This window comes from Paraburkholderia sp. RAU2J, from assembly GCF_003634845.1.
Taxonomy (GTDB): Bacteria; Pseudomonadota; Gammaproteobacteria; order Burkholderiales; family Burkholderiaceae; genus Paraburkholderia; species Paraburkholderia fynbosensis.
The window spans coordinates 2,213,309-2,238,719 of the sequence record NZ_RBXG01000001.1 but is presented as its reverse complement, the minus strand read 5'-3'; the positions used below and the strand labels follow the sequence as shown (position 1 = coordinate 2,238,719).

25 protein-coding genes, 1 other RNA gene and 1 riboswitch are annotated in these 25,411 nt (G+C 65.3%); of the genes, 14 read left to right on the top strand and 12 right to left on the bottom strand.

All coding sequences use genetic code 11. The features are described 5' to 3' along the window. Nucleotides 1-83: 83 nt before the first annotated feature. Nucleotides 84-503, top strand: coding sequence for a PaaI family thioesterase (locus tag B0G69_RS10275; RefSeq protein WP_121316777.1), 420 nt, complete (start codon nucleotides 84-86; stop codon nucleotides 501-503). A gap of 60 nt (nucleotides 504-563) precedes the next feature. On the opposite strand, the gene B0G69_RS10270 is transcribed toward B0G69_RS10275, so the two are convergent. Next, nucleotides 564-2,021, bottom strand: coding sequence for a cobyric acid synthase (locus B0G69_RS10270; protein ID WP_241991357.1), 1,458 nt, complete (start codon nucleotides 2,019-2,021; stop codon nucleotides 564-566). Between the two features lie 350 nt (nucleotides 2,022-2,371). Here B0G69_RS10270 and cobU point away from each other — a divergent pair, with 350 nt between their 5' ends. From cobU to B0G69_RS10250, 4 genes are all read left to right on the top strand, one after another. Then, the gene (gene cobU, locus B0G69_RS10265; RefSeq protein ID WP_121316775.1) at nucleotides 2,372-2,926 is read left to right on the top strand and encodes a bifunctional adenosylcobinamide kinase/adenosylcobinamide-phosphate guanylyltransferase; all 555 of its coding nucleotides are present in this window, start codon (nucleotides 2,372-2,374) and stop codon (nucleotides 2,924-2,926) included. Beyond that, entirely contained in the window at nucleotides 2,926-3,861 is a 936-nt protein-coding gene (gene cbiB / locus B0G69_RS10260; RefSeq protein WP_121319290.1) for an adenosylcobinamide-phosphate synthase CbiB, read from the top strand. The genes cobU and cbiB overlap by 1 nt, the downstream gene beginning before the upstream one ends. Before the next feature lie 4 nt (nucleotides 3,862-3,865). After that, nucleotides 3,866-4,909: a threonine-phosphate decarboxylase CobD gene (gene cobD / locus B0G69_RS10255; RefSeq protein ID WP_121316774.1), complete on the top strand. Its 1,044-nt coding sequence runs from the start codon at nucleotides 3,866-3,868 to the stop codon at nucleotides 4,907-4,909. A 68-nt stretch (nucleotides 4,910-4,977) separates the two neighbouring features. Then, a complete protein-coding gene (locus B0G69_RS10250) occupies nucleotides 4,978-5,898 on the top strand; it encodes a cobalamin-binding protein (protein WP_121316773.1) in 921 nt (306 codons plus the stop codon). Between the two features lie 139 nt (nucleotides 5,899-6,037). Here B0G69_RS10250 and cobC read toward each other — a convergent pair whose 3' ends face one another. From cobC to B0G69_RS10220, 6 genes are all read right to left on the bottom strand, one after another. Continuing rightward, on the bottom strand, nucleotides 6,038-6,628 hold the full coding sequence (gene cobC / locus B0G69_RS10245; RefSeq protein ID WP_121316772.1) for an alpha-ribazole phosphatase: 591 nt from the start codon (nucleotides 6,626-6,628) through the stop codon (nucleotides 6,038-6,040). Further along, entirely contained in the window at nucleotides 6,613-7,389 is a 777-nt protein-coding gene (locus tag B0G69_RS10240) for an adenosylcobinamide-GDP ribazoletransferase (RefSeq protein WP_121316771.1), read from the bottom strand. The genes cobC and B0G69_RS10240 overlap by 16 nt, the downstream gene beginning before the upstream one ends. 66 nt (nucleotides 7,390-7,455) lie before the next feature. Further along, complete coding sequence (cobT, locus tag B0G69_RS10235; RefSeq protein WP_121319288.1) at nucleotides 7,456-8,517, bottom strand: nicotinate-nucleotide--dimethylbenzimidazole phosphoribosyltransferase; 1,062 nt, start codon at nucleotides 8,515-8,517, stop codon at nucleotides 7,456-7,458. Between the two features lie 37 nt (nucleotides 8,518-8,554). Next, the gene (locus tag B0G69_RS10230) at nucleotides 8,555-9,397 is read right to left on the bottom strand and encodes an ABC transporter ATP-binding protein (RefSeq protein ID WP_121316770.1); all 843 of its coding nucleotides are present in this window, start codon (nucleotides 9,395-9,397) and stop codon (nucleotides 8,555-8,557) included. Further along, complete coding sequence (locus B0G69_RS10225) at nucleotides 9,394-10,455, bottom strand: iron ABC transporter permease (RefSeq protein ID WP_121316769.1); 1,062 nt, start codon at nucleotides 10,453-10,455, stop codon at nucleotides 9,394-9,396. Before B0G69_RS10225 ends, B0G69_RS10230 begins: the two co-directional genes overlap by 4 nt. Nucleotides 10,456-10,482: 27 nt before the next feature. Next, nucleotides 10,483-12,438: a TonB-dependent receptor gene (locus tag B0G69_RS10220; protein ID WP_121316768.1), complete on the bottom strand. Its 1,956-nt coding sequence runs from the start codon at nucleotides 12,436-12,438 to the stop codon at nucleotides 10,483-10,485. A gap of 91 nt (nucleotides 12,439-12,529) precedes the next feature. Beyond that, nucleotides 12,530-12,789, bottom strand: a riboswitch (cobalamin riboswitch). 207 nt (nucleotides 12,790-12,996) lie between these two features. Between B0G69_RS10220 and B0G69_RS10215 the strand changes: the two genes are divergently transcribed. From B0G69_RS10215 to B0G69_RS10195, 5 genes are all read left to right on the top strand, one after another. Then, nucleotides 12,997-13,353: an ATPase gene (locus B0G69_RS10215; RefSeq protein ID WP_121316767.1), complete on the top strand. Its 357-nt coding sequence runs from the start codon at nucleotides 12,997-12,999 to the stop codon at nucleotides 13,351-13,353. After that, nucleotides 13,350-13,664, top strand: coding sequence for a cell division protein ZapA (locus tag B0G69_RS10210; RefSeq protein WP_121316766.1), 315 nt, complete (start codon nucleotides 13,350-13,352; stop codon nucleotides 13,662-13,664). Before B0G69_RS10215 ends, B0G69_RS10210 begins: the two co-directional genes overlap by 4 nt. Before the next feature lie 115 nt (nucleotides 13,665-13,779). Continuing rightward, nucleotides 13,780-13,961: non-coding RNA, 6S RNA (gene ssrS, locus B0G69_RS10205), on the top strand. Between the two features lie 134 nt (nucleotides 13,962-14,095). Next, on the top strand, nucleotides 14,096-14,554 hold the full coding sequence (locus tag B0G69_RS10200; RefSeq protein ID WP_121316765.1) for an EVE domain-containing protein: 459 nt from the start codon (nucleotides 14,096-14,098) through the stop codon (nucleotides 14,552-14,554). Between the two features lie 195 nt (nucleotides 14,555-14,749). After that, a complete protein-coding gene (locus B0G69_RS10195) occupies nucleotides 14,750-15,481 on the top strand; it encodes an SIMPL domain-containing protein (RefSeq protein WP_121316764.1) in 732 nt (243 codons plus the stop codon). Nucleotides 15,482-15,594: 113 nt separating this feature from the next. On the opposite strand, the gene lgt is transcribed toward B0G69_RS10195, so the two are convergent. Beyond that, nucleotides 15,595-16,500 (bottom strand): prolipoprotein diacylglyceryl transferase, encoded by a 906-nt coding sequence (lgt, locus tag B0G69_RS10190; RefSeq protein WP_121316763.1) that lies wholly within the window; start codon nucleotides 16,498-16,500, stop codon nucleotides 15,595-15,597. A gap of 149 nt (nucleotides 16,501-16,649) precedes the next feature. After that, complete coding sequence (locus B0G69_RS10185) at nucleotides 16,650-17,627, bottom strand: LysR family transcriptional regulator (RefSeq protein ID WP_121316762.1); 978 nt, start codon at nucleotides 17,625-17,627, stop codon at nucleotides 16,650-16,652. Between the two features lie 209 nt (nucleotides 17,628-17,836). Here B0G69_RS10185 and ilvD point away from each other — a divergent pair, with 209 nt between their 5' ends. Together ilvD and B0G69_RS10175 are read left to right on the top strand one after the other, a co-directional pair. Further along, on the top strand, nucleotides 17,837-19,510 hold the full coding sequence (ilvD, locus tag B0G69_RS10180; RefSeq protein ID WP_121316761.1) for a dihydroxy-acid dehydratase: 1,674 nt from the start codon (nucleotides 17,837-17,839) through the stop codon (nucleotides 19,508-19,510). A gap of 181 nt (nucleotides 19,511-19,691) precedes the next feature. Next, nucleotides 19,692-20,027: a c-type cytochrome gene (locus B0G69_RS10175; protein WP_121316760.1), complete on the top strand. Its 336-nt coding sequence runs from the start codon at nucleotides 19,692-19,694 to the stop codon at nucleotides 20,025-20,027. A gap of 73 nt (nucleotides 20,028-20,100) precedes the next feature. Here the strand turns inward: B0G69_RS10175 and B0G69_RS10170 are convergent, their stop codons facing one another. From B0G69_RS10170 to B0G69_RS10160, 3 genes are all read right to left on the bottom strand, one after another. Next, nucleotides 20,101-20,904: a DUF2486 family protein gene (locus B0G69_RS10170; RefSeq protein WP_121316759.1), complete on the bottom strand. Its 804-nt coding sequence runs from the start codon at nucleotides 20,902-20,904 to the stop codon at nucleotides 20,101-20,103. Between the two features lie 108 nt (nucleotides 20,905-21,012). Further along, nucleotides 21,013-21,429 (bottom strand): DNA polymerase III subunit chi, encoded by a 417-nt coding sequence (locus tag B0G69_RS10165; protein WP_121316758.1) that lies wholly within the window; start codon nucleotides 21,427-21,429, stop codon nucleotides 21,013-21,015. A gap of 64 nt (nucleotides 21,430-21,493) precedes the next feature. Further along, nucleotides 21,494-23,020 carry a leucyl aminopeptidase gene (locus B0G69_RS10160; RefSeq protein WP_121316757.1) on the bottom strand — a complete coding sequence of 509 codons (1,527 nt, stop codon included), beginning with the start codon at nucleotides 23,018-23,020 and terminating at the stop codon, nucleotides 21,494-21,496. 137 nt (nucleotides 23,021-23,157) lie between these two features. Here B0G69_RS10160 and lptF point away from each other — a divergent pair, with 137 nt between their 5' ends. Together lptF and lptG are read left to right on the top strand one after the other, a co-directional pair. After that, the gene (gene lptF, locus B0G69_RS10155; protein WP_121316756.1) at nucleotides 23,158-24,255 is read left to right on the top strand and encodes an LPS export ABC transporter permease LptF; all 1,098 of its coding nucleotides are present in this window, start codon (nucleotides 23,158-23,160) and stop codon (nucleotides 24,253-24,255) included. A gap of 3 nt (nucleotides 24,256-24,258) precedes the next feature. After that, a complete protein-coding gene (lptG, locus tag B0G69_RS10150; RefSeq protein ID WP_121316755.1) occupies nucleotides 24,259-25,407 on the top strand; it encodes an LPS export ABC transporter permease LptG in 1,149 nt (382 codons plus the stop codon). Nucleotides 25,408-25,411 lie beyond the last annotated feature (4 nt).

Below are 25,411 nucleotides of genomic sequence, written 5' to 3'. Positions count from 1 at the left end.
CTGCGGCGAAGCCCCCACATGGCGAATCAGGGCTAATCGACCGCTTTGCCCTGTCGTTTTATTCAATCAAGGACCCGAATCCCATGAGCAAACTCCGCCCGGAATACACCGTCGAACGCCTCCACGAACGCCAGCAGGGCAAGCTGCCAGGCTTGCTGGGCGTACGTGTGCTGTCGCTGGAAGAAGGCGTTCTGACCGCGGAATTGACCGTGCGCCCCGAGTTGCTCGCGCCGAACGGCTTCCTGCACGCGGCTACGGTGATCGGTCTCGCGGATACCGCGTGTGGCTACGCTTGCCTCGCGCACCTGCCGGAAACGGCGCGCAGTTTCACGACCATCGAACTGAAAAGCAATTTTCTCGGCACGGCGACTGAAGGGACGATCCGCACGGTCGCCAAGGGTGTGCATCTGGGACGCAGCACGCAGGTATGGGATGCGACCGTCACCGACCCGAACGGCAAGACGATGGCGCTGTTCCGCTGCACGCAGATCGTGTTGTATTGAAGGGTTGAGCGCGGCTCGGGGCACTGCGGAATTTAACCCTTCACCTCGAACCGATCCGGCTCAGCCAATTGCCGCAAAAAGCTTCGCCAGGTCGAGATGGCCGGCCAGCGTATCGGCGAGGCGCTCCAGCGACGCCTCGCGCAGCGCCCGGTAGTCGATCTGCTGCGCGTCGCTCAGACCCGCCCACGCCAGCAACGCGGCGCACGCGGCCGGCGTGTCGAACAGGCCGTGCACGTAGGTGGCGAGGATCTGGCCATCGGCGGACTTTGCCCCGTCGGGATGCGCCCCCTGCGCGGTTTCCAGACGCAGCGCGGGCGTGTCCAGCGCCGGGCCATGCGTCTCGCCCATGTGAATTTCGTAGCCGGCCACTTCGGGCGATCCCGGCAGCGCGAGGCTTCCGGTCACGTTCTTCAACGTCTTTTCCCGTGTGAGCACCGTCGAGTAATCGAGCCAGCCGAGCCCCGCCCACGTCCCTGGCGCGCCTTCCACGCCATGCGGGTCGGCCACTTCGCGCCCGAGCATCTGCATGCCGCCGCAAATGCCGATCACACGCCCGCCATAGCGCAGATGCCGCTGCAGCACCGCGTCCCAGCCTTGCGCGCGCAGGAACGCGAGGTCCCCGGGCACGTTTTTCGAGCCCGGCAGGATGATCAGATCGGCCGGCGGCAGCGGCGTGCCACTACGCACATAGTGAAAGTCGACCTGCGGGTGCGCGCGCAGCGCATCGAAATCAGTGTGATTGCTGATGTGCGGCAGCACCGGCACGACGACCCGCAGCATTCGTCCCGCGTCGCTGTGCGCCGCGCGCAGCTCGGGCGGCAGCATGTCTTCCGCGTCGAGCGTCAGCCCGTGCAGATAGGGGACGACACCGAGCACCGGCTTGCCGGTCTGCGCTTCGAGCCAGTCGAGCCCCGGCTGCAGCAAGCTGATGTCGCCGCGAAACCGGTTGATGATGAAGCCGCGCACTCGCGCCTGCTCGCTCGCCGACAGACACGCGAGCGTGCCGGTCAGATGCGCGAACACGCCGCCGCGATCGATATCGGCGACCAGCACCACCGGGCAATCGACGGCTTCCGCGAAACCCATGTTGGCGATGTCGCGCTCGCGCAGATTGATCTCGGCGGGACTGCCCGCGCCCTCGACGAAGATCGTGTCGTATGCGGCCTGCAGACGCGCATACGACTGCAGCACCGCTTCGAACGCGACGGGCTTGTAGTCGTGATACGCGCGCGCGTCGAGATTCATGCGCGCCTTGCCGTGGATGATCACCTGCGCACCGCGATCGCTGGTCGGCTTGAGCAGTACCGGGTTCAGGTCCGTGTGCGCGGCAATCCCCGCGGCCACCGCCTGCAACGCCTGGGCGCGGCCGATCTCGCCGCCGTCGACGGTCACCGCGCTGTTGAGCGCCATGTTCTGCGGCTTGAACGGCGCGACCCGCACGCCGGCGCGGCGCGCGAGCCGGCAGAGACCCGCGACCAGCGTGCTCTTGCCGGCGTCGGACGTGGTGCCCTGGATCATCAGCGTGCCGCGCGGCACGGGGACGGCGTCATGCGGGAGCGGAAGCGAAGTCGAAGTGGTGGTCACGGGAGGTCGGGGGTCGGCAGTGAAAAGGCAGTGAAGCAAAGGGTGGTGAAGGTCGTAGCGAAACGGCAAGCGGAGTGCGTGCGGCGATGAGGCGGTAAGGACGCGGCACGACATGACGCCGAAATCGCACCGGACAAACAGATCGCGTGGGGCGTTGAGGCACAACGTGTACTTCGGCGCTCAGACCGCCGCGCCGCGTGTCTCTCCCACCCCCCCACACATCGCCACGCCCGCCGCATTATCCCATCGCGCCGGCCCACGCTGCACGCCGGTACAATCACGCGATGACTCCCCGCGACCTCACTTTCGTTCTCGGCGGCGCCCGTTCGGGCAAGAGCATGCACGCCGAGCAGCTTGCCGACGACAGCGCTCTCCCCGTCACCTACATCGCCACCGCGCGCGTGGCCGACGACGCCGAATTCAGCGCGCGCATCGCGCATCATCGCGCGCGGCGTCCCGCGCATTGGCAGTTGCTCGAAGCAGGCGTCGACCTCGCGGGTGCCGTCACGCGAAGCGACGCCCCCGGCCATTGCCTGCTGATCGACTGTCTGACCCTGTGGCTCGCCAATCTGCTCTGTCCGGCCGAAGGCGAAGCGCTGCCGATCGATCGTTATCATGCGCAGGTCGCCGCACTCGAAACGGCGCTCGTGAACGCCCACGGCAAGATCATCGTGGTCAGCAACGAAATCGGCCTGGGCGTGGTGCCACTCGGCGCGGCCACGCGTCTTTATGTCGACGAGCTCGGCCGCCTCAATCAGCGCATCGCCGCATTGAGCACCACGGCCACGATGATGGTCGCCGGCTTGCCGCTCGCGCTGAAAACAGCGGGCCTCGCATGATGCTCTCGCTTCCTCTTCTCGTGACGCTCGCGACCGCGGGCGTGGTCATCGACCGCTGGTTCGGCGAGCCGCGCGTCGCGCATCCGCTGGTGGGTTTCGGCAACTGGGCGAAGCGTCTCGAGAAGCGCTACAACACGGGCCGGCGCTTGCGGCTCAAGGGACTCCTCGCGTGGGCGCTGGCGGTGCTGCCGCCGGTGCTGATCGCGTGGTGGCTGGTCGCGGTGCTGCCGTTCTTCGCCGCCTGCGCGGTGCACGTCATGCTGCTGTGGTTCGCGCTCGGCGCGCGCAGCCTGCACGATCACATTGCGCCGATCGCGCGGGCTCTTGTGCAACGCGATCTCGAAGAAGCGCGCCAGCTGACCGCGCGCATCGTGTCGCGCGAAACCGCGCATGCCGATGAAGCTGCGCTCTCGCGTGCGGCCGTCGAATCAGCGCTCGAAAACGGCAACGACGCGATCTTCGGCGCGCTGTTCTGGTTCGCGATCGCGGGCGGCCCGGGCGCGCTCGGGTTTCGTCTGGCCAACACGCTCGATGCGATGTGGGGTTATCGCACGCCGCGCTATCTGCGCTTCGGCTGGGCCGCGGCGCGCCTCGACGACGTGCTCAACTGGATCCCCGCGCGTCTGACCGCCGCCAGCTATGCATTGCTCGGCGACACGCACACCGCCTGGCGTTGCTGGCGCGAGCAGGCACCGCGCTGGGACAGCCCGAATGCGGGACCGGTGATGGCCTCCGGCGCCGGCAGTCTGAACGTGCTGATCGGCGGGCCGGCGGTGTATCACGGCACGCTCGAACAGCGTCCGACCCTCGGCTTCGGCCACCCCGCCAAGGCCAGCCACGTGACGGCGGCACTGGCGCTGGTCGAACGGACGATCATTCTGTGGCTGGCTGTGCTGATCGTGCTGGCGTTGCTGAGCGTGCCCTTTCATGGTTGATCACATGGCGGACCACCCGAGCAGCGCGGCGAACGACCTCGTGGTCCACGGCGGCAATCTGCACGAAGCGGCCGAACGCTACGGCATCCCGTACGCGCAGTGGCTCGACCTCTCGACCGGCATCAATCCGCACGGCTATCCGGTGCCGCCGGTGCCCGCCGATGCGTGGCGGCGTCTGCCCGACGAAGGCGACGACTTCGCCGCCTGCGCCGCGCGCTACTACCGCGCGCCCGATGCGGCGCACGTGCTGCCCGTCGCCGGCAGCCAGGCGGCGATTCGCGCGTTGCCCGCGTTACTGCCGCGCGCGAGCGTCGGCATCGCGCCGCTCACGTACAGCGAATACGCGCCCGCATTCGCACGAGCCGGACATCGCGTCGCGCCGCTCGACGTGTGCTGCGAGCGTTTGCCGGTCGCGTTCACGCACGCGATCGTCGCGAATCCGAACAATCCGACGGCCGCGCATCTGAGCGCCGACAAATTGCTGCACTGGCATGCGCAATTGCGCGCACGCGGCGGCACGCTACTGGTCGATGAAGCTTTCGCCGATACGATGCCCGAGGCGTCGCTCGCGGCCAGCACGCACCTCGACGGACTGATCGTGTTGCGCTCGCCGGGGAAATTTTTCGGGCTCGCCGGCGTGCGCGCGGGCTTCGTGCTCGGTGCGCCCGCGTTGCTCGACACCTTGCGGCGCACGCTGGGCGCGTGGACGGTCAGCGGCCCGGCGCGCCACGCAGTCAAGGCCGCATTCGCCGACGAAGCGTGGCAACGGCAAATGCGCGCGCGACTCGACGGCGAAAGCGCGCGACTGGTCGAGCGATTGCACGCTCACGGGTTTGCCACACACGGCACGCCGCTTTTCGCATGGACCGATGACGCGCGCGCCGCCGCTTTGCACGAAGCGCTGGCGCGGCGTGGCGTATGGACCCGGCTCTTCGCCGCGTCGGGCAGCGTGCGTTTCGGTTTGCCCGCTAGCGAAGCCGAATGGACACGCTTCGAAGCAAGCCTGCGCGAAGCGATGCAGGCACTCGATATCGCGAGAGCCGGTTGACGTAGCGAGGCAGGCGCGACCCTGCAGCACCCCCTCATGCCCTTCACGCACACCAACCTCCTCGCCCGATGACCCGACCCGCCCGCCTCATTCCGTGCTTCATCGCCGCGTTGCTTTGCGTGAGCTCGCTGCACGCCCAAGCCGCGATCACCGTCACCGACGACACCGGCGCAACCGTCACCTTGCCCGCTCCGGCGCAGCGCGTGATCAGCCTCGCGCCGCACGTCACGGAGCTGTTGTACGCGGCGGGCGGCGGCGCAAAAATGGTCGGCGCGGTGTCGTACAGCGACTACCCGCCGCAAGCGCAGCAGCTGCCGCGCGTCGGCGACAACAAGGCGCTCGACCTCGAGCGCATCGTCGCGTTGAAGCCCGATCTGATCGTCGTCTGGCGGCATGGCAATGCGCAGCGTCAACTCGAACGCCTGCGCGAGCTGCACGTGCCGCTGTTCTTCAGCGAGCCGCATCATCTCGACGACGTGGCCGTTTCGCTGACGAAGCTCGGGCAATTGCTCGGCACGTCGCCGGCTGCGGATGCCGCGGCGGCCGCGTATCGTCAGGACATCGCACGGTTGCGCACGCGGTATGCGAGCCGGCCGCCGGTCGGCGTGTTCTATCAGGTATGGGACAAGCCGCTGATGACGCTCAACGGCGAGCATATGGTCAGCGACGTGATCACGCTGTGCGGCGGCCGCAACGTGTTCGCGGGACTTCAGCCGCTGGTGCCGACCGTCTCGATCGAAGCGGTGCTCGCCGCGAATCCGGAAGCGATCGTCACGTCGGCGCCCGGCGCGACGCAGCCCGATACGCGCTTGCCGCAACTCGACACATGGCGCGCGTGGCCCGCGCTCACGGCTGTCGCGAATCAGAACCTCTTCGCCATCGACGGTGATCTGATCAACCGGCCAGCCCCGCGCATCGTGCAGGGCGCGCAGCGGCTATGTGAAGATCTGGAGACGGCGCGCTCGCGCAGGAAGCCGGGGGCGCAGTGATGTGAAGGCATGCCGACGCGCGGCGCGAGAGTGATCGCATAACGGCATGCCGATCGTCGCGCGATCAACCCAACCTCCGGCAGAAACCACGCACCTCGCAATCAGCGCCGCGTGAATCGCACCGCCCGTCCCACCACCGTCACGCATTCCACCGCACCAGCGACCAACGCTGTGCGTCATCATTGCGGCGCAACCAGACCACCCCCGCCATTTCGAGCGACCATTTCAGACACCGCTCCAGCGGCACGTCCAGCACCAGCGACGCGATCACGCGCATCACGCCGGCATGCGTGACCACATAAGCCGGCGACAGCTCGCGCGTCTGCACGAACGCATCGACCCACGCGCGCACGCGCTCGACGAATTGCGCCACGCTCTCGCCGCCATGCGCACGCGCGTGTTCGAAATTCGCGGCCCAGTCGTCGAGCAGCGTGCGATCGATCTCGTCCCAGCGCTGTGTTTCCCATTCGCCGAAGTTCATTTCCATCAGCTGGTCATCGTGACTGAGCACGCAGCCGAAGTCGTTCGCTATTTCGGCGGCGAGCGCCGAGCAGCGCGTGAGCGGACTCGAAATCAACACGCGCGGCGCCGGCACCTGCAACTTCGCGAGCTTCAACGCGAGCGCGCTCGACGAAATCGCGGCGTCGGCGGCGAGCGCGACGTCGCTGTGGCCGTAGCACACGCCCGCATCGAGCGCCACGGCGGGATGACGAATCAGGACGATATCCATGCAAGCCCCACCAGGTAGATGATCAATTCGAAGATCTGCTGCGCGAAGCCGAGGCAGTCGCCGGTATAGCCGCCAATGCGTTTGACGAAATAGCGGCCCAGTGCAAACCGCAGCGCGATCAGCACCGCCAACGTCACGGCCGCGAAGCGCCAGTCCGGCACGCCAGGCCCATTCGGCCACAGCAGCCAGGGTAAGCCGAACAACGCCGCGCACAGCAACGCAGGGCCGCTCAGGCGCTGCGCGACCGGCTTGGCCTTGCCTTCGGCGCGAACATAGTCGAGCGTGGCCAGATAGCTGATCGCGCACGCGCGGCTCGCCGCATGTGCGGCAATCATCAGACTTGCGGCACGCAACGGCGGCAATACCGCGAGCGTCTGCCACTTCAACGCGAGCGCGATCACCAGCGCGATGGCGCCGAAAGCGCCGATGCGTGAGTCATGCATGATGCGCAACGCATCGCTGCGGTTATATGCGCCACCGAACGCATCGACGCAATCGGCGAGACCATCCTCATGAAAGGCGCCTGTCGCCAGTAGCGACGCGGCCATCGACAGCAATACCGCCACGCCCGCCGGAAACACGCGCAGCGCCGCCAGATAGACCAGCGCGCTGAACGCGCCGACCAACGCGCCGACCAAAGGGAAGTAGCGCGCGGCCGCATTCAGATAATGCGGCTCGTAGCCGACCCAGCGCGGCACGGGCACGCGCGTGAAATAACCGAGCGCCGTAAAGAAATAGCGCAGTTCCGCGAGCGGGTTCATGAATGGGGCGGGTGTCTGGCGTATCTGCGGGTAGCTGCGAGCGCTGGTGCGTCACCGTGAAACGGTTCACGCATCGCGATTCGCGACGCCCGCCGAATCGAAGCTCGCCATTTCGTTGACGAATGCCGCGGCAGCGCGCAAGAGCGGCACCGCGAGCGCCGCGCCGGTGCCTTCGCCCAGACGCAGGTCGAGCGACAGCAATGGCAGCGCACCGAAATGATCGAGCATGCGCCGGTGCCCCGCTTCATTCGACGCATGCGCGAACACGCAGTACTCGCGCACGCTCGGTGCGAACGCATCGGCGATCAGTAACGCGGAGGTCGCGATGAAACCGTCGACGAGGATTGTCATCCGCGCTTCGGCGGCCGCGAGATACGCGCCGGCCATCATTGCGATCTCGAAACCGCCGAAGGTTGCGAGCACGTCGAGCGGCGCGGTGGCTCCGGCATGCTGCGCGAGCGCCGCTGCGAGCACGTTGCGCTTTTTTGCGAGCCCCGCGTTGTCGAGACCGGTGCCACGGCCGACGCATTCGTCGATCGGCACGTTGCATACACGGCTCATCAGACACGCGGCCGACGAGGTGTTCGCAATCCCCATCTCGCCGAAGCCGATCACGTTGGTGCCGAGCGCCGCGTGATGACGCACGCGCGCCGCGCCCGCCTGCATCGCGGCGAGCGCTTGCGCATGGGTCATCGCGGGTTCGTGCGCGAAGTTGCGCGTGCCGCTCGCCACCGGAATATCGACGAGGCCGTCGGTCGACGGCAACGGCGTCGCGATGCCCGCATTGACCACTTCGAGTTCGATACCGGCGACCCGGCTCAATGCATTGATCGCCGCGCCGCCCGCGAGAAAATTGGCGACCATCTGCGCGGTCACCGCTTGCGGATACGGGCTCACGCCTTCCGCGGCAATGCCGTGGTCGCCAGCGAACACGATCATCGCCGGGCGCTGCACCGTCGGCTTCGTGCTGCGCTGAATCAGGCCCATCTGACGCGCGAGCGTTTCGAGCCGCCCCAGACTGCCCGGCGGCTTGGTCTTGGTATCGATGATGTGCTGCAGCTCGGCGCGCAGCGTTTGATCGAGCGGTGCGACTTCGGGCAAACCGGCCGGGCGTGGCAAAGAGGTCATAAGCGTGGTCTGAAATGAGAGTGTTTTGATCGGGTGATTATCCTGCCGGCGTGTCATCGCCGGCGGGCGATCCGTGACGCGCACGCGGCGCAGGAATCAGCGCCTCGTGTTCGCCGTCGCGGATCAGAATCAACGGATAGCCGAATGCGCGGCTCGTCAGCGTGGGCGTAAGCACGTCATGCACCGGCCCGGCATACGCGCCGCCCGCGCCGTCGAGCAGCAGCGCGTGCGTCGCGAAGCGGCGCGCCAGATTCAGGTCGTGGCACGAGAACATCACGGTGCGGCGCGGCTCGCGCGTCCATGCGGCGAGCGCGTCGAGACAGTCGATCTGATGATGCAGATCGAGATGCGACAACGGTTCGTCGAGCAGCAACAATGGCGCGTCCTGACACAGCACCGCCGCCAGCGCGACGCGTTGACGCTCGCCGCCCGACAATGACAGCACGTCGCGCGCGGCGAAGTCGGCGAGGCCCAGCAGGTCCAGCGCGGCACGCGCGGCAGCGCGATCCGCTTCGCGCTCCCAGCCCCAGCCGCTCAGATGCGGAAAGCGATTCAGCGTCACGATGTCGAGCACGCTCGCGCTGAACGCATCGGGTGCGCTTTGCGGCATCAATGCACGACGCTGGGCGAGCGGCAGCGGCGGCCAGTCGGACAGGCGCAGGCCATCCAGTTCGACATGGCCCGCCGCGGGGCGCAACAGACCCGCGAGCGTGGACAGCAACGTGGTCTTGCCCGCGCCGTTGGGGCCCGCGACGCACCAGATCTCGCCGGCATGGAACGTATGCGTGAACGCATCGAGCAAGGTGCGCGCGCCGGTGCGCAAGGTCAGGCGTTGCGCGCTGAGCGCGGCGGGTTCGAGGTGGGTATGAGCGTGCGTCATCGGCGTTTGCGCAACAGCATCCACAGGAACACCGGCACGCCGACGATCGACGTGATCGCGCCGACCGGCAATTGCGCCGGAGCAATCACGGTGCGCGCGATCAGGTCCGCGCCCATCACCGCGACGCCGCCGCCGAGCGCGGCCGCAGGCAACAACATGCGCTGATCGTTGCCGAACGCGAGCCGCAACATATGCGGCACCACCAGACCGACGAAGCCGATGGTGCCCGCCGTGGTGACTGCGGCCGCCGCCGCGAGCGACGCCACCAGATAGACGCGCAAACGCAGCGGCATCACCGCGACGCCCAACGCTTGCGCAGCCGCGTCGCCACGCAGCAGCAGGTTCAGGCGCGGGGCCACCGGCACGATTGCCAGCAACGCGACGATCAAAGCAACGAGCGCGGTCCACGGCAGCGCGCCGCCATTGAGGTCGCCGGTCAGCCAGAACAACATGCCGCGCAAACGGCTGTCGGGCGCGAGGTTGAGCAGCAGCGTGATGAGCGCGCCCCACCCCGCCGCGATCACCGCGCCCGTCAGCAGCAAACGCGGCGACGTGTCCTGCGGCTCGCCGCGCCACAATTCGCGGCGCGCGAGACCGAGCACCAGCAGGATCGATACGAAGGCGCCGGCGAAGGCGCTGGCATCGACGATCCACCATGCGCTGCCGGCGATCATCGCGAGCAGCGCGAAGCTCGCCGCGCCACCCGACACGCCCAATATGTACGGTTCGGCAAGCGGGTTGCGCAACAGCACCTGCAACAGCGCACCGGCCAACGCCAGCAACGCGCCGCATGCGAAGCCGGCCAGCGCGCGCGGCAAACGCAGCGTGCGCACGATCTCGCTCGCCAGATCCGCCGACCCGCCCGGCACCCCAGGCAACCCGTGCGACGGCAGCAGCGCCGCCAGCACGCGCGACGGCGCGAGCGACACGCTACCCAGCGCGAGCGACGCCATCAGCACCGCCAGCGCGAGCACCGCAAGTACGAGCCAGATGGCGGCCGCCCGCTTCGCGTTCATCACGCGCACGGCGGCCGGCATCGAACCAGGATGCCGGCTCATTCGCGCACGCTCAGCGCGGCGCAGCCATCACTGCTGCTGCCAACCGATCGTGACATACGCGCCGCGTCCCGGCGAGTTATACGAGTAGGCCGTTTCATAGTCCTTGTCGAACAGGTTCTGGATTTGCGCGGTCACGTACCACGCTTTCGTGATGTTGTAGCGCGCCGACAGATTCACGACGCCGTAGCCGCCCAGCTTGCCGCTGCTGTCCTCGCGCGGGCCGCTCACGATCCACTCGCCGCCGACGCGCCATCCCGCGATGCTGCGATTCACCGTCAGCGAGCCGAAACGCCGCGCGCGCCGCACGAGGTCGACATCGTTGTCGAGGTCGACGGGATTTTGCAGCGTCAACGACGCGCGCACGTCCGTCTTGCCGACATGTCCGCTCCACGATCCTTCGAGCCCCTGTACCTTCGCACGGCCGACGTTCTCGGCCAGATAGATGCCGGGCGTCACCTGCGCGTAGTCGATCAGATTCGAATAGCGCGTCTGGAATGCGCTCAGACGCATCACGCCGAGCGCGTTCGACGCGTACTGCACCGCCGCTTCGAGCGAATGACTGTGCTCGGGCTGGATCGACGCGTTGCCGCTGAGCGGATAGTACAGATCGTCGAAACTCGGCGCGCGAAACGAATCCGAATAGCTTGCGGTTGCCTTCCAGTGTTCGGCGATGTCGAAACCGTAGCCGAGATAGTAACTGTTCGCCCCGCCGAAATCGGAATACTGGTCGTGCCGCACGTTGGCCTGAATCTGGTTGCGCCCGAAGCGTCCCGTGTAGCCGATGAAGCCCGAGTCCACATGACGGTCCGGCGCCGCGAACGTATCCGAGTCGAGGCTCTGATCGAGATGCTCGTAGCCCACCTGCAGTTTCTGCCGCGCGGCCAACGCGAAATCGTTCTGCCAGGTGTACTGGCGATTGTCGGTATCGAAGCGGCCGTTGTAGATGCCGTTGGTCTTCGACACGCTGCGGTCGTCGCCCTCGGAGACGATGAAGTGCGTGCTCCACCAGTCGGTCAGCTTGCCGTTGGCGAACACCGACGCCTGGCGCACCTTGCTGTACAGGTTGTTCAGATCGGTCGGCGCGCCGTACGCGTTGTCGTAGCTGTTATTGCCGTTCGACTGGAAATAGTTGACGCCCGCGTCCCAGCGGTCGGTGAACTTGTGACGCAACGACGCCGTGATGCTCTCGTTCAGATAGCCGTTCGCGTTCGGATTGGCGCCGGGCGCCGGCTGCGGATCGAGCGACGAAAAGCCGTCGTCCTTCGAACGCGCGAGCGAGAGGCTGAAGGTCGTGCGGCCGTCTTTGTCGAGTGCGCCGTTCACGCCTGCCTGCTGCGTCTGCGTGTGATAGCTGCCGTAGCCCGCCGAGAAATTGAAACGCGGCGGATGATCGCCGCCCTCCTTCGTGAACACCTGCACCACCCCGCCAATCGCGCCCGAACCGTATAACGCGGACACGTTGCCGTTCACTACTTCGACGTGATCGATCTGGTCGAGCGGAATCTGCGCGAGCTGTGGCGCACCGAGGCTCACCGAGTCGACGCGCACGCCGTCGATCAGCAATAGCGATTGCGTCGACGACGCGCCGCGCAAATAAAGGCTCGTCGTCGAACCAGGACCACCCGTGCGCGAGATTTGCGCACCGGGCGCGAGTTGCAGGAGGCCGGGCAAGTCGGTCGCGGTGGTGTCGGCGAGATCCTGCTGATCGAACAGCGAGGTCTGCGGGATTGCGTCCGCGAGCGCTTGCGGCCCGCGCTCCGCGGTCACGACGACCGGTGACAACACGGCGGGCACGGCATTCTGAGCGGCGGCGCTCGCTTGTGCGTCGGTTTCTGCGTCGGCATCGGAGGCGGACGAAGCACTGGCCGATGCAGCAGACAAATCAGAGGACGAACCCGGCGACGAGTCGGCGGTGTGCGCATGCACGACGAGCGGCAAGCCCGCAAAAGCGAGCAGCGCCGCGCGGGCGATGGGGGACAGCATGGGATGACGATTCCTGTGGATAGCTCGCGCGGCCCGCTTCCCCGCAGGCCGATGCATAACGAAGCGCCCACGCTTTTTTGCATTTCGCGGGGGACGTGCCTCTCCCTCTGGCCGGTATCCGGGCTAACGACACATCGATCCCGCCTTCCCACGCGTAACGCGCAGTGGCACACTCGCATGTTGAACTTTCAGGCACGCGATCAGGATCGACCTGCATGACGAATGCGGTCGCTTACCGTTGCGGGGGCAGCGCAGGTTCGCGCGTTCAGTTCGATCATGGCGCGCCCTGCTTCCCGTTTAACTGCGCGCACTGTGAACAGCGGCGCGGGCACCAGAGTGCCGGCAGTTTAGGAGCGCCCTCGACGTGCGTCAAGAAAGGTCAAACCCGGCGCAATCCGTTCTGTTAAGTGCAGGTTATTGTCCGATGGGGGAATACTTTTTCATCATATGGTCGGGAAAAGCCTGCACATAGCGATGTTGTTACGTCTCGAAACGAGACAATTGTCGGAACCTGCCATATTCCGCGCTAAAATGCGATGTCTTTAGAGGACGCAGCACATGCTCACCGAACTCGAATCACTCTCACAGAATATCGGCAAGCTGATTGCGATCAGCCAGCGCCACAATGAAGCGCGGCTCGCGCTCGAAGAGCAACTCGCCCAATCGCGTGCCGAAGTGGAAGCCATGCGCACGGAACTTGCGCTGCTGCGCGAGGAGCGCGATGCACTGCAAGCGGAGCGCGACACGCTGTCTGCCAAGATCGACGACGCTCAGGTGCGCCTGAATGCGATTCTCGAGAAACTGCCGCGGGCCCGCGCGAGTAGCGAGCCTGACAACCAGCTCGATCTGCTCGAGCCGGTTCAGGACACCGCCGACGCGCAGAGCGAGGTTACCCGCCACGGAGAAAACGCATGACCGCCAAGCAGATCGAAGTATCGATTCTCGACGTGCCCTATCGCCTCGCGTGCTCGCCGGAAACGGAAGGCGCGCTGCTCGAAGCGGTGGCACGCGTCGACGCCGAAATGTCGAAGATCCGCAATAACAGCAACGTGCGCGGCACGGATCGCATTGCTGTCATGGCTGCGCTGTCGCTGGCATCGGAACTGCTTAAGCTGCAATCGAGCGTACGACACGGAGAAGCATTTCCCGCTGAGGAAATCCGGCGTACAATGCAGCAAATGAACGAACAACTGGGTACTGTGATTGAGCAGTACAGCATGCAGTAAGTATCGGCCGGTCCTGAGATCTGCCGCGAATTCAAACGAAGCGAAGTTGAAAGCAGGTGCATGAGCCAAGTCTGCGCAAACGTTTGAGTTCTATCGTTTAAGCTTCATCGGTTTAGCTTCCCTGCCTGGTTCGCCAAGGTCATATATTCCTTGAACCAATGCCATGTGCACGGTTGCGGAAATTTGTAGCACGGGTGTGCGCGTCACTCTGTCTGATGTACCCGAAGTGTTGCTAACTGCGACCAATTCTGAACCCCCGGTTCAGGATGCCGGCCTAGCGGCTAAGGCGGGGACCTTATCTAGAACGGCATCGGACTTCGGTTCGATGCCGTTTTTTCTTTGTGCGTCCGCTGGCGTGTCTGTGAGCGCGCCTCGCCTCATCGGCTTCGATTTTTTTCACATCGTCCAACCCTTAACGTTCAATTCGATTCATGCGCTACTGGCTAATGAAGTCCGAACCGGACGAGGCGAGCATCGACCATCTCGCCCACGCACCACACCGCACGTTGCCGTGGACCGGCGTGCGCAACTACCAGGCGCGTAACTTCATGCGCGACATGATGCAGGTCGGCGACGGCGTGCTGTTCTATCACTCGAGTTGCCCTGAACCCGGTATTGCGGGGCTCGCGCAAGTGTCGTCCACCGCGTATCCGGACCCGACCCAGTTCGATAAAAAGAGTCCGTACTACGACGCGAAGTCGTCGCAGGAAACGCCGCGCTGGGTGCTGGTCGACGTGGTGTTCAAGAAGAAAATCCCGCTGATTCCGCTGGCCGCGCTGCGCGAGCATCCGGAACTGCAGAACATGCGCGTGCTCGCCAAAGGCAATCGCCTGTCGATCACGCCCGTGACCGAAGCCGAATGGCGCTTCATCACCACGCGGCTCGCCTGAAGGCTCGCTCACTCGGGAAACGTCGAACGCTGAGCTTCGACGAGCCGTCGCGACTGACCGCCAACATTAATCAGGGAACCAAGCTCCGGTTACAAGCGCCTAACAGGCGCACAAACGAGCCCGCAAACGTCATGCCACCACTGCATGGCGTTCGCGCCAATCGTGCACAACCCTGTTCAAGCTAGGAGTCCAGCAATGTCGAACAAAACCGCACGGGCACTCGCACTCGCTCTCGTCTGCACCGCGCCTGTCGCGCTCGCGCTCAGCCCGGCCATGGCTCGCGCGCAGGGCGTCATGCAGGCCCAGCCATCGGGCGTGCTGTCGCTGAACGCTCAGGCCAGCGCGGAAATTCCGCAGGACGTCGTCGATATCACGCTGTTTTATGAGCAGGAAGCGAGCGACCCGTCCGCGCTCACCGCCACGCTGAATCAGCGCGCCGACGCGGCGTTGCAGAAAGCGCGAGGCGTGAGCGGCGTAACGGCCCGCACGGGTTCGTTCGCCATCTTCCCGTCCACCGATCGTGACGGGCGCATTTCCGCGTGGCGCGGCCGCACGGAGGTCGTGCTCGAATCGCACGACTTCGCCGCGGCGTCGAAGCTCGCGGGACAAATGGCCTCGGTCATGCAGGTCGGCAACGTGCAGTTCTCGCTGTCGCCGGAAGCGCAACGTGCCGCCGAGCAAAAGCTCACCGGCGAAGCGATCCGGTCGTTCCGCGATCAGGCTGCGTCGTCGGCGCAGGCATTCGGCTTCAGCGGCTATTCGATTCGCGAGGTCAACGTGAATCACGGCGGTGTGATGCCCCGTCCGATGATGATGATGAGCGCGCGCGCCATGAGCGCCGACGCGAAGACCATGGCGCCGATGCCGCTCGAAGGCGGCACGTCGACGGTGACGGTCAACGTATCGGGCTCGGTGCAGATGAAGTAACGCTAGCGCGCGGCCGCGTTTGCGCGCTCAGCATTTCTCGTGCTGCACAAGAAAACGCCACGGCATGCCGTGGCGTTTTTTCATCATGCGCTCGCTACGACAAACCGTAGCGCTCAGCTCGCGTTGACCGCCTGCGCCGGCTCACGGCGCGCACGGCGATACGACCACACCAGCATGCCGATGCCCGCGAGGATCATCGGCAGCGACAGCCATTGGCCCATCGACAGGCCCATCGCCAGCAGTCCGAGGAAGTCGTCCGGCTCGCGGGCGAATTCGACCGTGAAGCGCGCGAGGCCGTAGCCGATCAGGAACACCGCGGAAATCGCGCCCAGCGGCTTCGGTTTGCGCGAGAAGAAGAACAGCACGAAGAACAGTGCGACGCCTTCGAGCGCGATCTCATACAGCTCCGACGGATGCCGCGGCAGCATGTGATATTGCGCGAACACCTCGTTCAGATGCCATTGCGCGGCCAGTTGCGGATGCGCGGCGAGCCAGGTGGCATCGTCGGGCGCGGCGCCGGGAAACAGCATCGCCCACGGCGCGGACGGATCGGTCACGCGCCCCCACAACTCGCCGTTGATGAAATTGCCGAGGCGCCCTGCCGCGAGCCCGGTGGGCACCATCGGCGCGACGAAGTCGGTGACCTGCAGCCACGAGCGTTTGCGCTGATACGCGAACAGCACCATCGCCAGCGTCACGCCGAGGAAGCCGCCGTGGAACGACATGCCGCCCTCCCACACCTTGAAGATGTCGAGCGGATGCGCGAAATAAAAGCTCGCCTTGTAGAACAGCACATAGCCGAGCCGCCCGCCGAGGATCGTACCCAGCACGCCGTAGAACAGCATGTCGTCGATATCCCTGACGGTCCAGCCTTGCGCCGCGACAAACGGCAAACGCAGCCGCAACCGGCCGACGACGATCGCCGCGATGAACGCGACGAGGTACATCAGTCCATACCAGCGCACGGCGAGCGGCCCCAGATGAATGGCCACAGGGTCGAAATTCGGATGAATGAGCATCGTGTTGTTATGGGCAGTTCAGGTTCAGAAGCGGGGTTGGTGTAATCGGCCGGATTGCGTGCGGCTGGTTAGTCGTTCGTCAGCGGTTCGCGCATTATCCGGCGCATGCATTGGACGGTGCGGGCCGCGATGCGTTCGCCGCGGCGCCGTTAATCGCCTGGCGCGAGACCCTGCGCGCCGACGGTGGCGGCATACGCGCGCACGATGTCGATGAAACCGGCCAGCACCGGACTCACCTCGTCGGTGCGCCACGCGAGCCCCGTCTCGATCGCGGGCACCGACTCGGATAGGGGCCGGTACACGACCCCCGTGCGGCGCAGATTACGTAACGATTGCGGCACCAGTGCGACGCCCATGCCGGCCGACACGAGGCTGACGATGGTCTGCATCTGGATCGCCTCCTGGCCGATCCGTGGTGCGAGGCCCGCGACGCCGTAGCAATCCATAATGATGTCATAAAAGCCTGGCGCCAGACGTCTGGGGAAGATCACGAGCGGCGTGTCGCCGACATCGCGCAGGCTGATCGGCGTGTCGAGCCATTCGGCGCGCGGGTCCGAGCCGGTGGCGTGGCTCACCTGCTCCGCCATGTCCGCCGACATCGCGATCACCAGCGGCTCGCGCACGATCGGCAGCCACGCGAGTTGCGCGGCGTGACGCGACGGCAGCGGCGCGATCACGAGGCCGGCGTCGATGCGGCCGGCCGTCAGCTCGTCCAGTTGCACATCGCTGGTGGCCTCGGTCAATTCGAGCCGCACCCGCGGATAGCGCGCGCCGAAATCCCGCAGCAGCGGGGGCAGCAAGCCGTAGTCCGCGGTGGACACGAACGCCAGCGACAACACCCCCGCCTCGCCGCGCGCGAGGCTCTGCGCGAGCGGTCGCAAGCCCTCGGCGCTCGCCAGCAGGCGCCGCACCTCGGGCAGCAGATCCGCGCCGACCGGGGTCAGTTCGACCGAGCGCTTGGTGCGCGCGAACAGCTCGACGCCGAGCGTCTCTTCGAGCGCGCGAATCGCCTGCGACAACGGCGGCTGGGTCATCGCGAGGCGCGTAGCCGCGCGCCCGAAGTGCATCTCTTCGGCGACGGTGACGAAATAGCGCAACTGGCGCAGGTCGGGAACGGCAGGCGGCATGATTAATACATTTTACGACCTAATTACGCCTGAATAATATATTGGACACCCAGTTTGCAAAACTGCATCCTTGCTCCACGCTGCGGAACTACACTGAACTGGCGCACCGGCCAGCAAAGCGGCCAATCCGGCGACACCGGCGACACCGGCAAATCGCAGTGCATACAGCACGCAGCGCGGCTCAAAACAAAACAGATTGGAGATTCCCCATGGCATACAACCGTCGTTCGAAGAACATCACGCAAGGCGTGGCGCGTTCGCCGAACCGCTCGATGTACTACGCGCTCGGCTACCAGAAAGACGATTTCGACAAGCCGATGATCGGCATCGCCAACGGCCACTCGACCATCACGCCATGCAACGCCGGCCTGCAGCGTCTGGCCGACGCTGCGGTGGTCGCGGTCAAGCGCGCCGACGCGAACCCGCAGATTTTCGGCACGCCGACCATCTCGGACGGCATGTCGATGGGCACCGAGGGCATGAAGTACTCGCTCGTGTCGCGCGAAGTGATCGCCGATTGCATCGAGACTTGCGTGCAAGGTCAATGGATGGACGGCGTGGTCGTGATCGGCGGGTGCGACAAGAACATGCCGGGCGGCATGATCGGCCTCGCCCGCATGAACGTGCCGGGCATTTATGTGTACGGCGGCACCATCCGTCCGGGCAACTGGAAGGGCACCGACCTGACCATCGTATCGTCGTTCGAAGCGGTCGGCGAATTCACGGCGGGCCGGATGTCGGCAGAGGATTTCGAAGGGATCGAGAAGAACGCGTGCCCGTCCACCGGCTCGTGCGGCGGCATGTACACCGCCAACACGATGAGCTCGTCGTTCGAGGCGCTCGGCATGTCGCTGCTGTATTCGTCGACGATGGCCAATCCGGATCAGGAAAAGGTCGACTCGGCCGCCGAATCGGCGCGCGTGCTGGTCGAAGCGGTCAAACAGGACCTCAAGCCGCGCGACATCATCACGAAGAAGTCGATTGAAAACGCTGTCGCGCTGATCATGGCGACCGGCGGCTCGACCAATGCGGTGCTGCACTATCTGGCGATCGCGCACGCGGCCGAAGTGGCATGGTCGATCGAGGACTTCGAGCGCATGCGCAAGAAAGTGCCGGTGATCTGCAACCTGAAGCCGTCCGGCCAATACGTCGCGACCGATCTGCACAAGGCCGGCGGCATCCCGCAAGTCATGAAGATCCTGCTCGATGCGGGCCTGCTGCACGGCGATTGCATCACGATCACCGGCAAGACGCTGGCCGAAGAACTCAAGGACGTGCCGGCCAGGCCCCGCGCGGATCAGCAGGTGATTTTCCCGATCGAGAAGGCGCTGTATAAGGAAGGCCATCTCGCGATCCTGAAAGGCAACCTCGCCGTCGACGGCGCAGTCGCCAAGATCACCGGCCTGAAGAACCCGGTCATCACGGGGCCCGCGCGTGTCTTCGACGACGAACAAAGTGCGCTGGAAGCGATTCTGGCCGACAGGATCGTCGCTGGCGACGTGGTGGTGCTGCGCTACCTCGGCCCGAAGGGCGGCCCCGGCATGCCGGAAATGCTCGCGCCGACCTCGGCGATCATCGGCAAAGGTCTCGGTGAAACCGTCGGCCTGATCACCGACGGCCGCTTCTCGGGCGGCACGTGGGGCATGGTGGTCGGCCACGTCGCGCCGGAAGCGTTCGTGGGCGGCACGATCGCGCTCGTGCAGGAAGGCGACTCGATCACGATCGACGCGCACAAGCTGCTGCTGCAACTGAACGTCGGCGATGCCGAATTGCAGCGCCGCCGTACCGCATGGCAGCAACCGCAGCCGCGTTACACGCGGGGCGTGCTGGCGAAGTATTTCGCGCTGGCACAGCCGGCGAACCGGGGCGCGGTGACAGGCTGAGCGCACGCACGTGAACTGTCGGCCCGCCCGGTTTTCAGGGCAAGGTCGACGCGGCATTGACGGCGGCAAAGTGTCTGCGGGCGCTACGTAAAAGCGCTAGGGGGCGCACGGGAAACGTGCGCCCCTTTCCTTTTATAATGCTCGCACCACGAGTCGGGCACCTGCACCGACGGAGACCACAATGAAATCAATGTCGTATGCAGCGGTCGCAGCAGCCGTCATGCTGGGCGCCACGTTGAGCACCGGCAGTCCGGCGGCGCATGCCGCCGCCGGTCTCGTGTTGGCCCAGCAGCAGAACTGCATGAGTTGCCATTCGGTCACGCGCTCCTTCATGGGGCCGGCACTGCACGAGGTCGCGGCGAAATATGCGGGACGCGAAGACGCCGCGCTTTACCTGAAGCGCAAGATTCTGGAGGGCAGCACGGGCGTGTGGGGTCCGGTGCCGATGCCCGCGAATACCCAACTCACGCCCGATCAGGCGGCCACGCTGGCGGCCTGGGTGCTGACGCTCAAATGAAACGGGCGCCGCATGAAGGCGCCCGGTGCGAGCGTCCTTAGCGACGCCGCCTTGTACGATCCGCCGCGCACGCCTAGCCGCGGCCCGCGCGCCGCGTGATCTCCTCTTCCACCGCTTCACGCACCCAGCCGGCCATTTCGGTTTCCAGCGTCAGCGCCACTTCGCGCGTGATCTGGCTGACGAGCAACGTGGTGTGCTCCTGCAAGGCATCATGGCAACGCGCTTCGATGATGCCGCGTCCCTCGCCCGTCAGGAAACCCGCGAAGCGTCCGCGCAGACGCTCGGCGATCGCGTCCGCGTCGAGATCCTGCTGCGGTGGCGCGGCGACTGCGGTTTCGTGAGCGATGTCCGGCGGCACGATCGTGCCCGCTTCGAGCGGCGCGCCCGGTTCGGCTCGGTCGAAAACACCCGGCGATACATGCCCGTGATCTTCGCGCTCAGTGCCGTGATGCAGCCGCAAACGCCTCTTCGGATGAGCGTGCTCCACCGTATGCAGCGCTTGCGGCTGCGGTTCGAGCACGGGCTCCGCTGGGTGTGCGGCTTGTGAGGCAGCCAAAGAGGCCGGCGTGAAAGCGGGTTCTGCCGCATGCGCAGGCTCTGGCGCAAGAACCGGCTCCGGCGCGCGCGTCTGCTCCGGCGCCAGCACCGGTTGCGGCGCCAACGCGGGCTCCGGCGTCAGGCCGGGTTCGTTCGCCTGCACCGGTTGCGGCGCAAGCGCGGGTTCCGCCCTGAAACCGGGTTCCCGCGGCATGTCAGATTGTTCAGGCGCCGGCTGAGCCGCCGGTGCATCAGCGGTTCCTTCGCGCGCCTGGGGCACGCGGCCCGGTACGAGAATCTCATGCAGAACCGGAATCGAATTATCGTTGGGGTCGGACACGTGCGCTCTCCGTGTTTGAGTCGAAGCCGAAGCAGGATGCCAGCAAATCGCAACCGTCGGTCATGCCACTCCGCACGACGAACCCGGCGCGATGCAGGCGGATGAAACCTAACTGCCTTGCTTGTAGTTGTTCAAAGCATAGCCGCGATCGCGATAGAAGCGATATCGCTCGCGGCCCGCAACGAGTTCTTCGTGTGCGTTACCGACCACTTCCAGCAATCTTTCGAAGCGCGCGAACTGCGCCGGCACCGTCGCCCCGAGATTGAGCAGTATCTGGTGATGCGGCACGTCGTCGAGACTCGTGGTCAGCACGATCGGGGTTTGCGCGGCGAGCGGCGTGCCGGCCATGCAGTGCGGCACGAAGTCGAGCGGCGAGAAGGTCCACAACTGGTCGTCGAGCGCCCGCAGGCGCGCAGGCTCGGCCAGCACGATGGTCGGCTGGCCCGCCTGATACGCCTTGCGCAGCAGCCGGCACGCATACAGCAGCGAGTCGCCGACGTTCGAGTGAAAATCGATTCTCGTCATCGGCGGCTCTTCCCTGCTTCTGCCTCGGCGGTTGTGACTGCGCCCGCAGGCTTACTGCAATGCGTCATTGTGCAGTGCGACCGTCAGCGGCCCTGTCGATCAGGAACTGCGCGAGCAACGGCACCGGACGGCCGGTGGCGCCCTTCGCCGCGCCGCTCTTCCACGCGGTGCCGGCGATATCCAGATGCGCCCACGGATAAGCGTCCGTGAAACGCGACAGGAAGCAGGCCGCCGTGACGCTGCCCGCCGGGCGGCCGCCGATGTTGGCGATATCGGCGAAGTTCGACTTCAGCTGGTCCTGATACTCGTCGTCGAGCGGCAGACGCCAGGCCGGGTCGGACGCTTCACGCGACGCGTCGAGCAGTTCGCCCGCGAGCGCGTCGTCTTTCGAGAAGAGGCCGCTGTTGTGATGGCCGAGCGCGATGATGCACGCGCCCGTGAGCGTGGCAATGTCGATCACCGCGGCCGGCTTGAAGCGCTCGGCGTAAGTCAGCGCGTCGCACAGGATCAGGCGGCCTTCGGCGTCGGTGTTCAGCACTTCGATCGTCAGGCCCTTCATGCTGGTGACGATGTCGCCCGGCTTGGTGGCGGTGGCCGACGGCATGTTCTCGACCGCCGGGATGATGCCGACCACGTTGATCTTCAGGCCCATTTCGGCCACCGCGCGCAACGTGCCCAGCACCGAGCCGGCACCGCACATGTCGTACTTCATCTCGTCCATGCCCTCGCCCGGCTTCAGCGAGATGCCGCCGGTGTCGAACGTGACACCCTTGCCGACCAGCACCACCGGCGCGGCCTTCGCGGCGCCGCCCTGGTACTGCAGTACGATGAACTGCGCCGGTTCGACCGAGCCGGCCGTGACCGACAGGAACGAGCCCATCTTGAGCGCTTCGCATTGTTTCTCGCCGAGCACTTCGACCTTCAGCTTCCAGTCCTTGGCGAGCTTCTTCGCGGTGCTGGCGAGGTAGCTCGGCGTGCAGACGTTGCTCGGCAGGTTGCCGAGGTCGCGCGTGAGGTCCATGCCGTTGGCGAGCGCCGCGCCCTGCTTCGCGGCCAGCTTGGCGGCTTTCTCGTCGCCGGTGTTCACGCTGAAGACGATGCGCTTCAACGCGCGCGCCGAGTTGTCCGGCTTGCTCTTCATCTGCGTGAACTTGTAGGTCAGCTCGCGCAGCGCGAGGATCGCGGCGCGCACGCCCCAATCGGCGGTGCGCTCGAGCACCGGCAACTGGGCCAGCGTGAAGGTGACCTGGACGATCTTGGTGGACAGCAGCGCGCGCCATGCGGCCCGCACGGCGTCGCCGTAGGCTTTCTGGTTGAAGGCATCCTGCTTGCCGAGGCCGACCAGCAGCACGCGCGACGCGCCGATCCCCGACACTTCGTGCAGGAACAGCGTGGTGCCGGCCTTGCCGTCCATGTCACCGGCCTTGATGATGCGGGTCAGCAGGCCGCGGGTGGCCTCGTCGATCTCAAGTGCCGCGCCCGAGAGCGTTTGCGACTCGAACACACCGATTACGATGCAATCCGACTTCCCGGTCAGGAAACCGTTTGACGAGCCTTTGGTCCAATCACAGGCTTTTATGCTAAAGTCCATCGCGCTTGTCCTCGGATAAAATCTGGGCTTAGGATGAAAGCCGCAATTATCCGCTATTTTTCCCGCGGCGGCTGCACCGGAGGCGTGACGGGAACAAACCCGCGCGTCTCTGAGAGCGCCCCCTCTCGTCATCAATAATGATCTTCGAACGCTCCCTCCAGCGCGAACTCGCGTATACGGCTGGTGCCGTGTTCATGGTTCTCCTCACGCTCGTGTTGACGACGATGATGATCCGCATCGTCGGCTTCGCGGCCCAGGGCGAGATCGACCCGCGCGACGTGCTGGTCCTGATCGGCCTCACCGTGATCGGCTATCTGGCGATCATGCTCGTCGCGACCCTGTTCGTGTCGATCCTGTTCGTCCTCACCCGCTGGTACAAAGACTCCGAGATGGTCGTGTGGCTGTCCTCGGGCGTGAGCCTCACGCGATTCATCAAGCCCATCGGTATTTTTGCCACGCCGATCATCATCCTCATCATGTTCTTCGTGTTCGTCGGCTGGCCGTGGTCGAACCAGCAGAGCAAGCTGATCCGCGCGCGCTTCCAGCAGCGCGACGAGGTCTCGCTGCTCGCGCCGGGCCAGTTCCGCGAGTCGGCTGCGAGCCACCGGGTGTTCTTCATCGAGAAGATGTCACCCGACCAGGGGCGCGTGGAGAACGTGTTCGTGACCAGCACGGAAGGCGGCAAGGTCAACGTGGTGGTGTCGAAGTTCGGCCATACCGAGACGCACAAGAATGGCGACCGCTTCGTCGTGCTGGAGAACGGGCGGCGCTATGACGGCGAGCCTGGCCATCCCGACTTCCGCATCATGGAGTTCGAGCGCTATGGCGTGAAGATCCAGAGCCAGCCGGTCGTCAATACGCCGACCACCACCGGCACGCCCACGCTCACGCTGCTGCGCAATCCGACCAAAGAAAACCTCGCGGAATTCGCCTGGCGCGCGGGGCTGCCGCTGATCGCGATCAACCTGATGCTGCTCGCCATTCCGCTTGCGCATCAGAATCCGCGTCGCAGCCGCACCATCAATCTGGTGATGGCCGTGCTGATCTATCTGACGTATTCGAATCTGCTGAACGTGGTGCAGTCGTGGATCGAGCAGGGCAAGATGTCGTTCGGCGTGGGCCTCGTGATCCTGCACGTCATCGTGGCGGCGATCGTCGCGTTCATCTTCTGGCTGCGCGTGCGCAACCGCCCGCTCTTCACGCGGGCCATGTTCAGCCGTTCGCAGGGAGCCTGAGCGATGCGCATCTATGAAAGGTATTTCGCGCGTCAGATCTATCTCACGTTCATCTTCATTCTGTTTGCGTTTTCGGGTCTGTTCTTCTTCTTCGACCTGATCAACGAACTGAACTCGATCGGGCACGGCAACTACAAGTTCCAGTACGCGGTGCTGCGCGTCGCGTTGCAAACGCCGTCGCGCTTCTACGAAATCATTCCGGTCGCCGCATTGATCAGCGCGATCTACGTGTTCGCGCAAATGGCGGCGAATTCCGAGTACACGATTTTTCGCGTGTCCGGCCTCGCCACCAATCGGGCGCTGCGCTCGCTGATGAAGATCGGCATTCCGCTCGTGTTCCTCACGTATCTGATCGGCGAAGTGGTCGGCCCGTACACGGATCAGTTGTCGGAGCGGGTGCGGCTCGAGGCGCTGGGTTCGTCGGTGTCGTCCAACTTTCAGTCGGGCGTGTGGGTGAAGGACACGCTCACCGCGCGCGCAGACGGCGAGCAGGTGACGCGCTTCGTGAACGTCGGCGAGTTGAAGCCGGACGCGACGATCGCCAACGTGCGGATTTACGAGTTCGATTCGAAGTTCCGGTTGTCGAACGTGCGGACCGCGCAGAGTGGCCGCTTTCAGCCGCCGGGGCACTGGCAGCTGACGGGCGTGACCGATACGCAACTGATCGATGTGCCCCCTCCTCCCGGCACGCCGGCCGATGCGCTGAATCCGGTGTATCGCGCGAAGCAGGTGTCGTTGCCGGAATACTCGCTGCGCTCGGAATTGACGCCGCAGATTCTGTCAGTGCTGCTCGTGGCGCCAGATCGGATGTCGATGTTCAATCTGTTCCGCTATATCCAGCATTTGACCGAAAATCATCAGGACACCCAGCGTTATGAGATCGCGCTGTGGCGCAAGGTGTTGTATCCGTTTGCGGTGTTCGTGATGCTGGTGTTGTCGTTGCCGTTTGCGTATTTGCATACGCGGGCGGGGGTTGTAGGTGTGAAGGTGTTCGGCGGGATTATGCTCGGCATGAGCTTCCAGTTGTTCAATACGCTGTTCTCGCATATCGGGACGTTGAATACCTGGCCTGCGCCTTTGACTGCGGCTACGCCTGGGCTCGTTTATCTGGTGCTTGGGTTGGTCGGGTTGAAGTGGGTTGATCGGCATTAGGGGT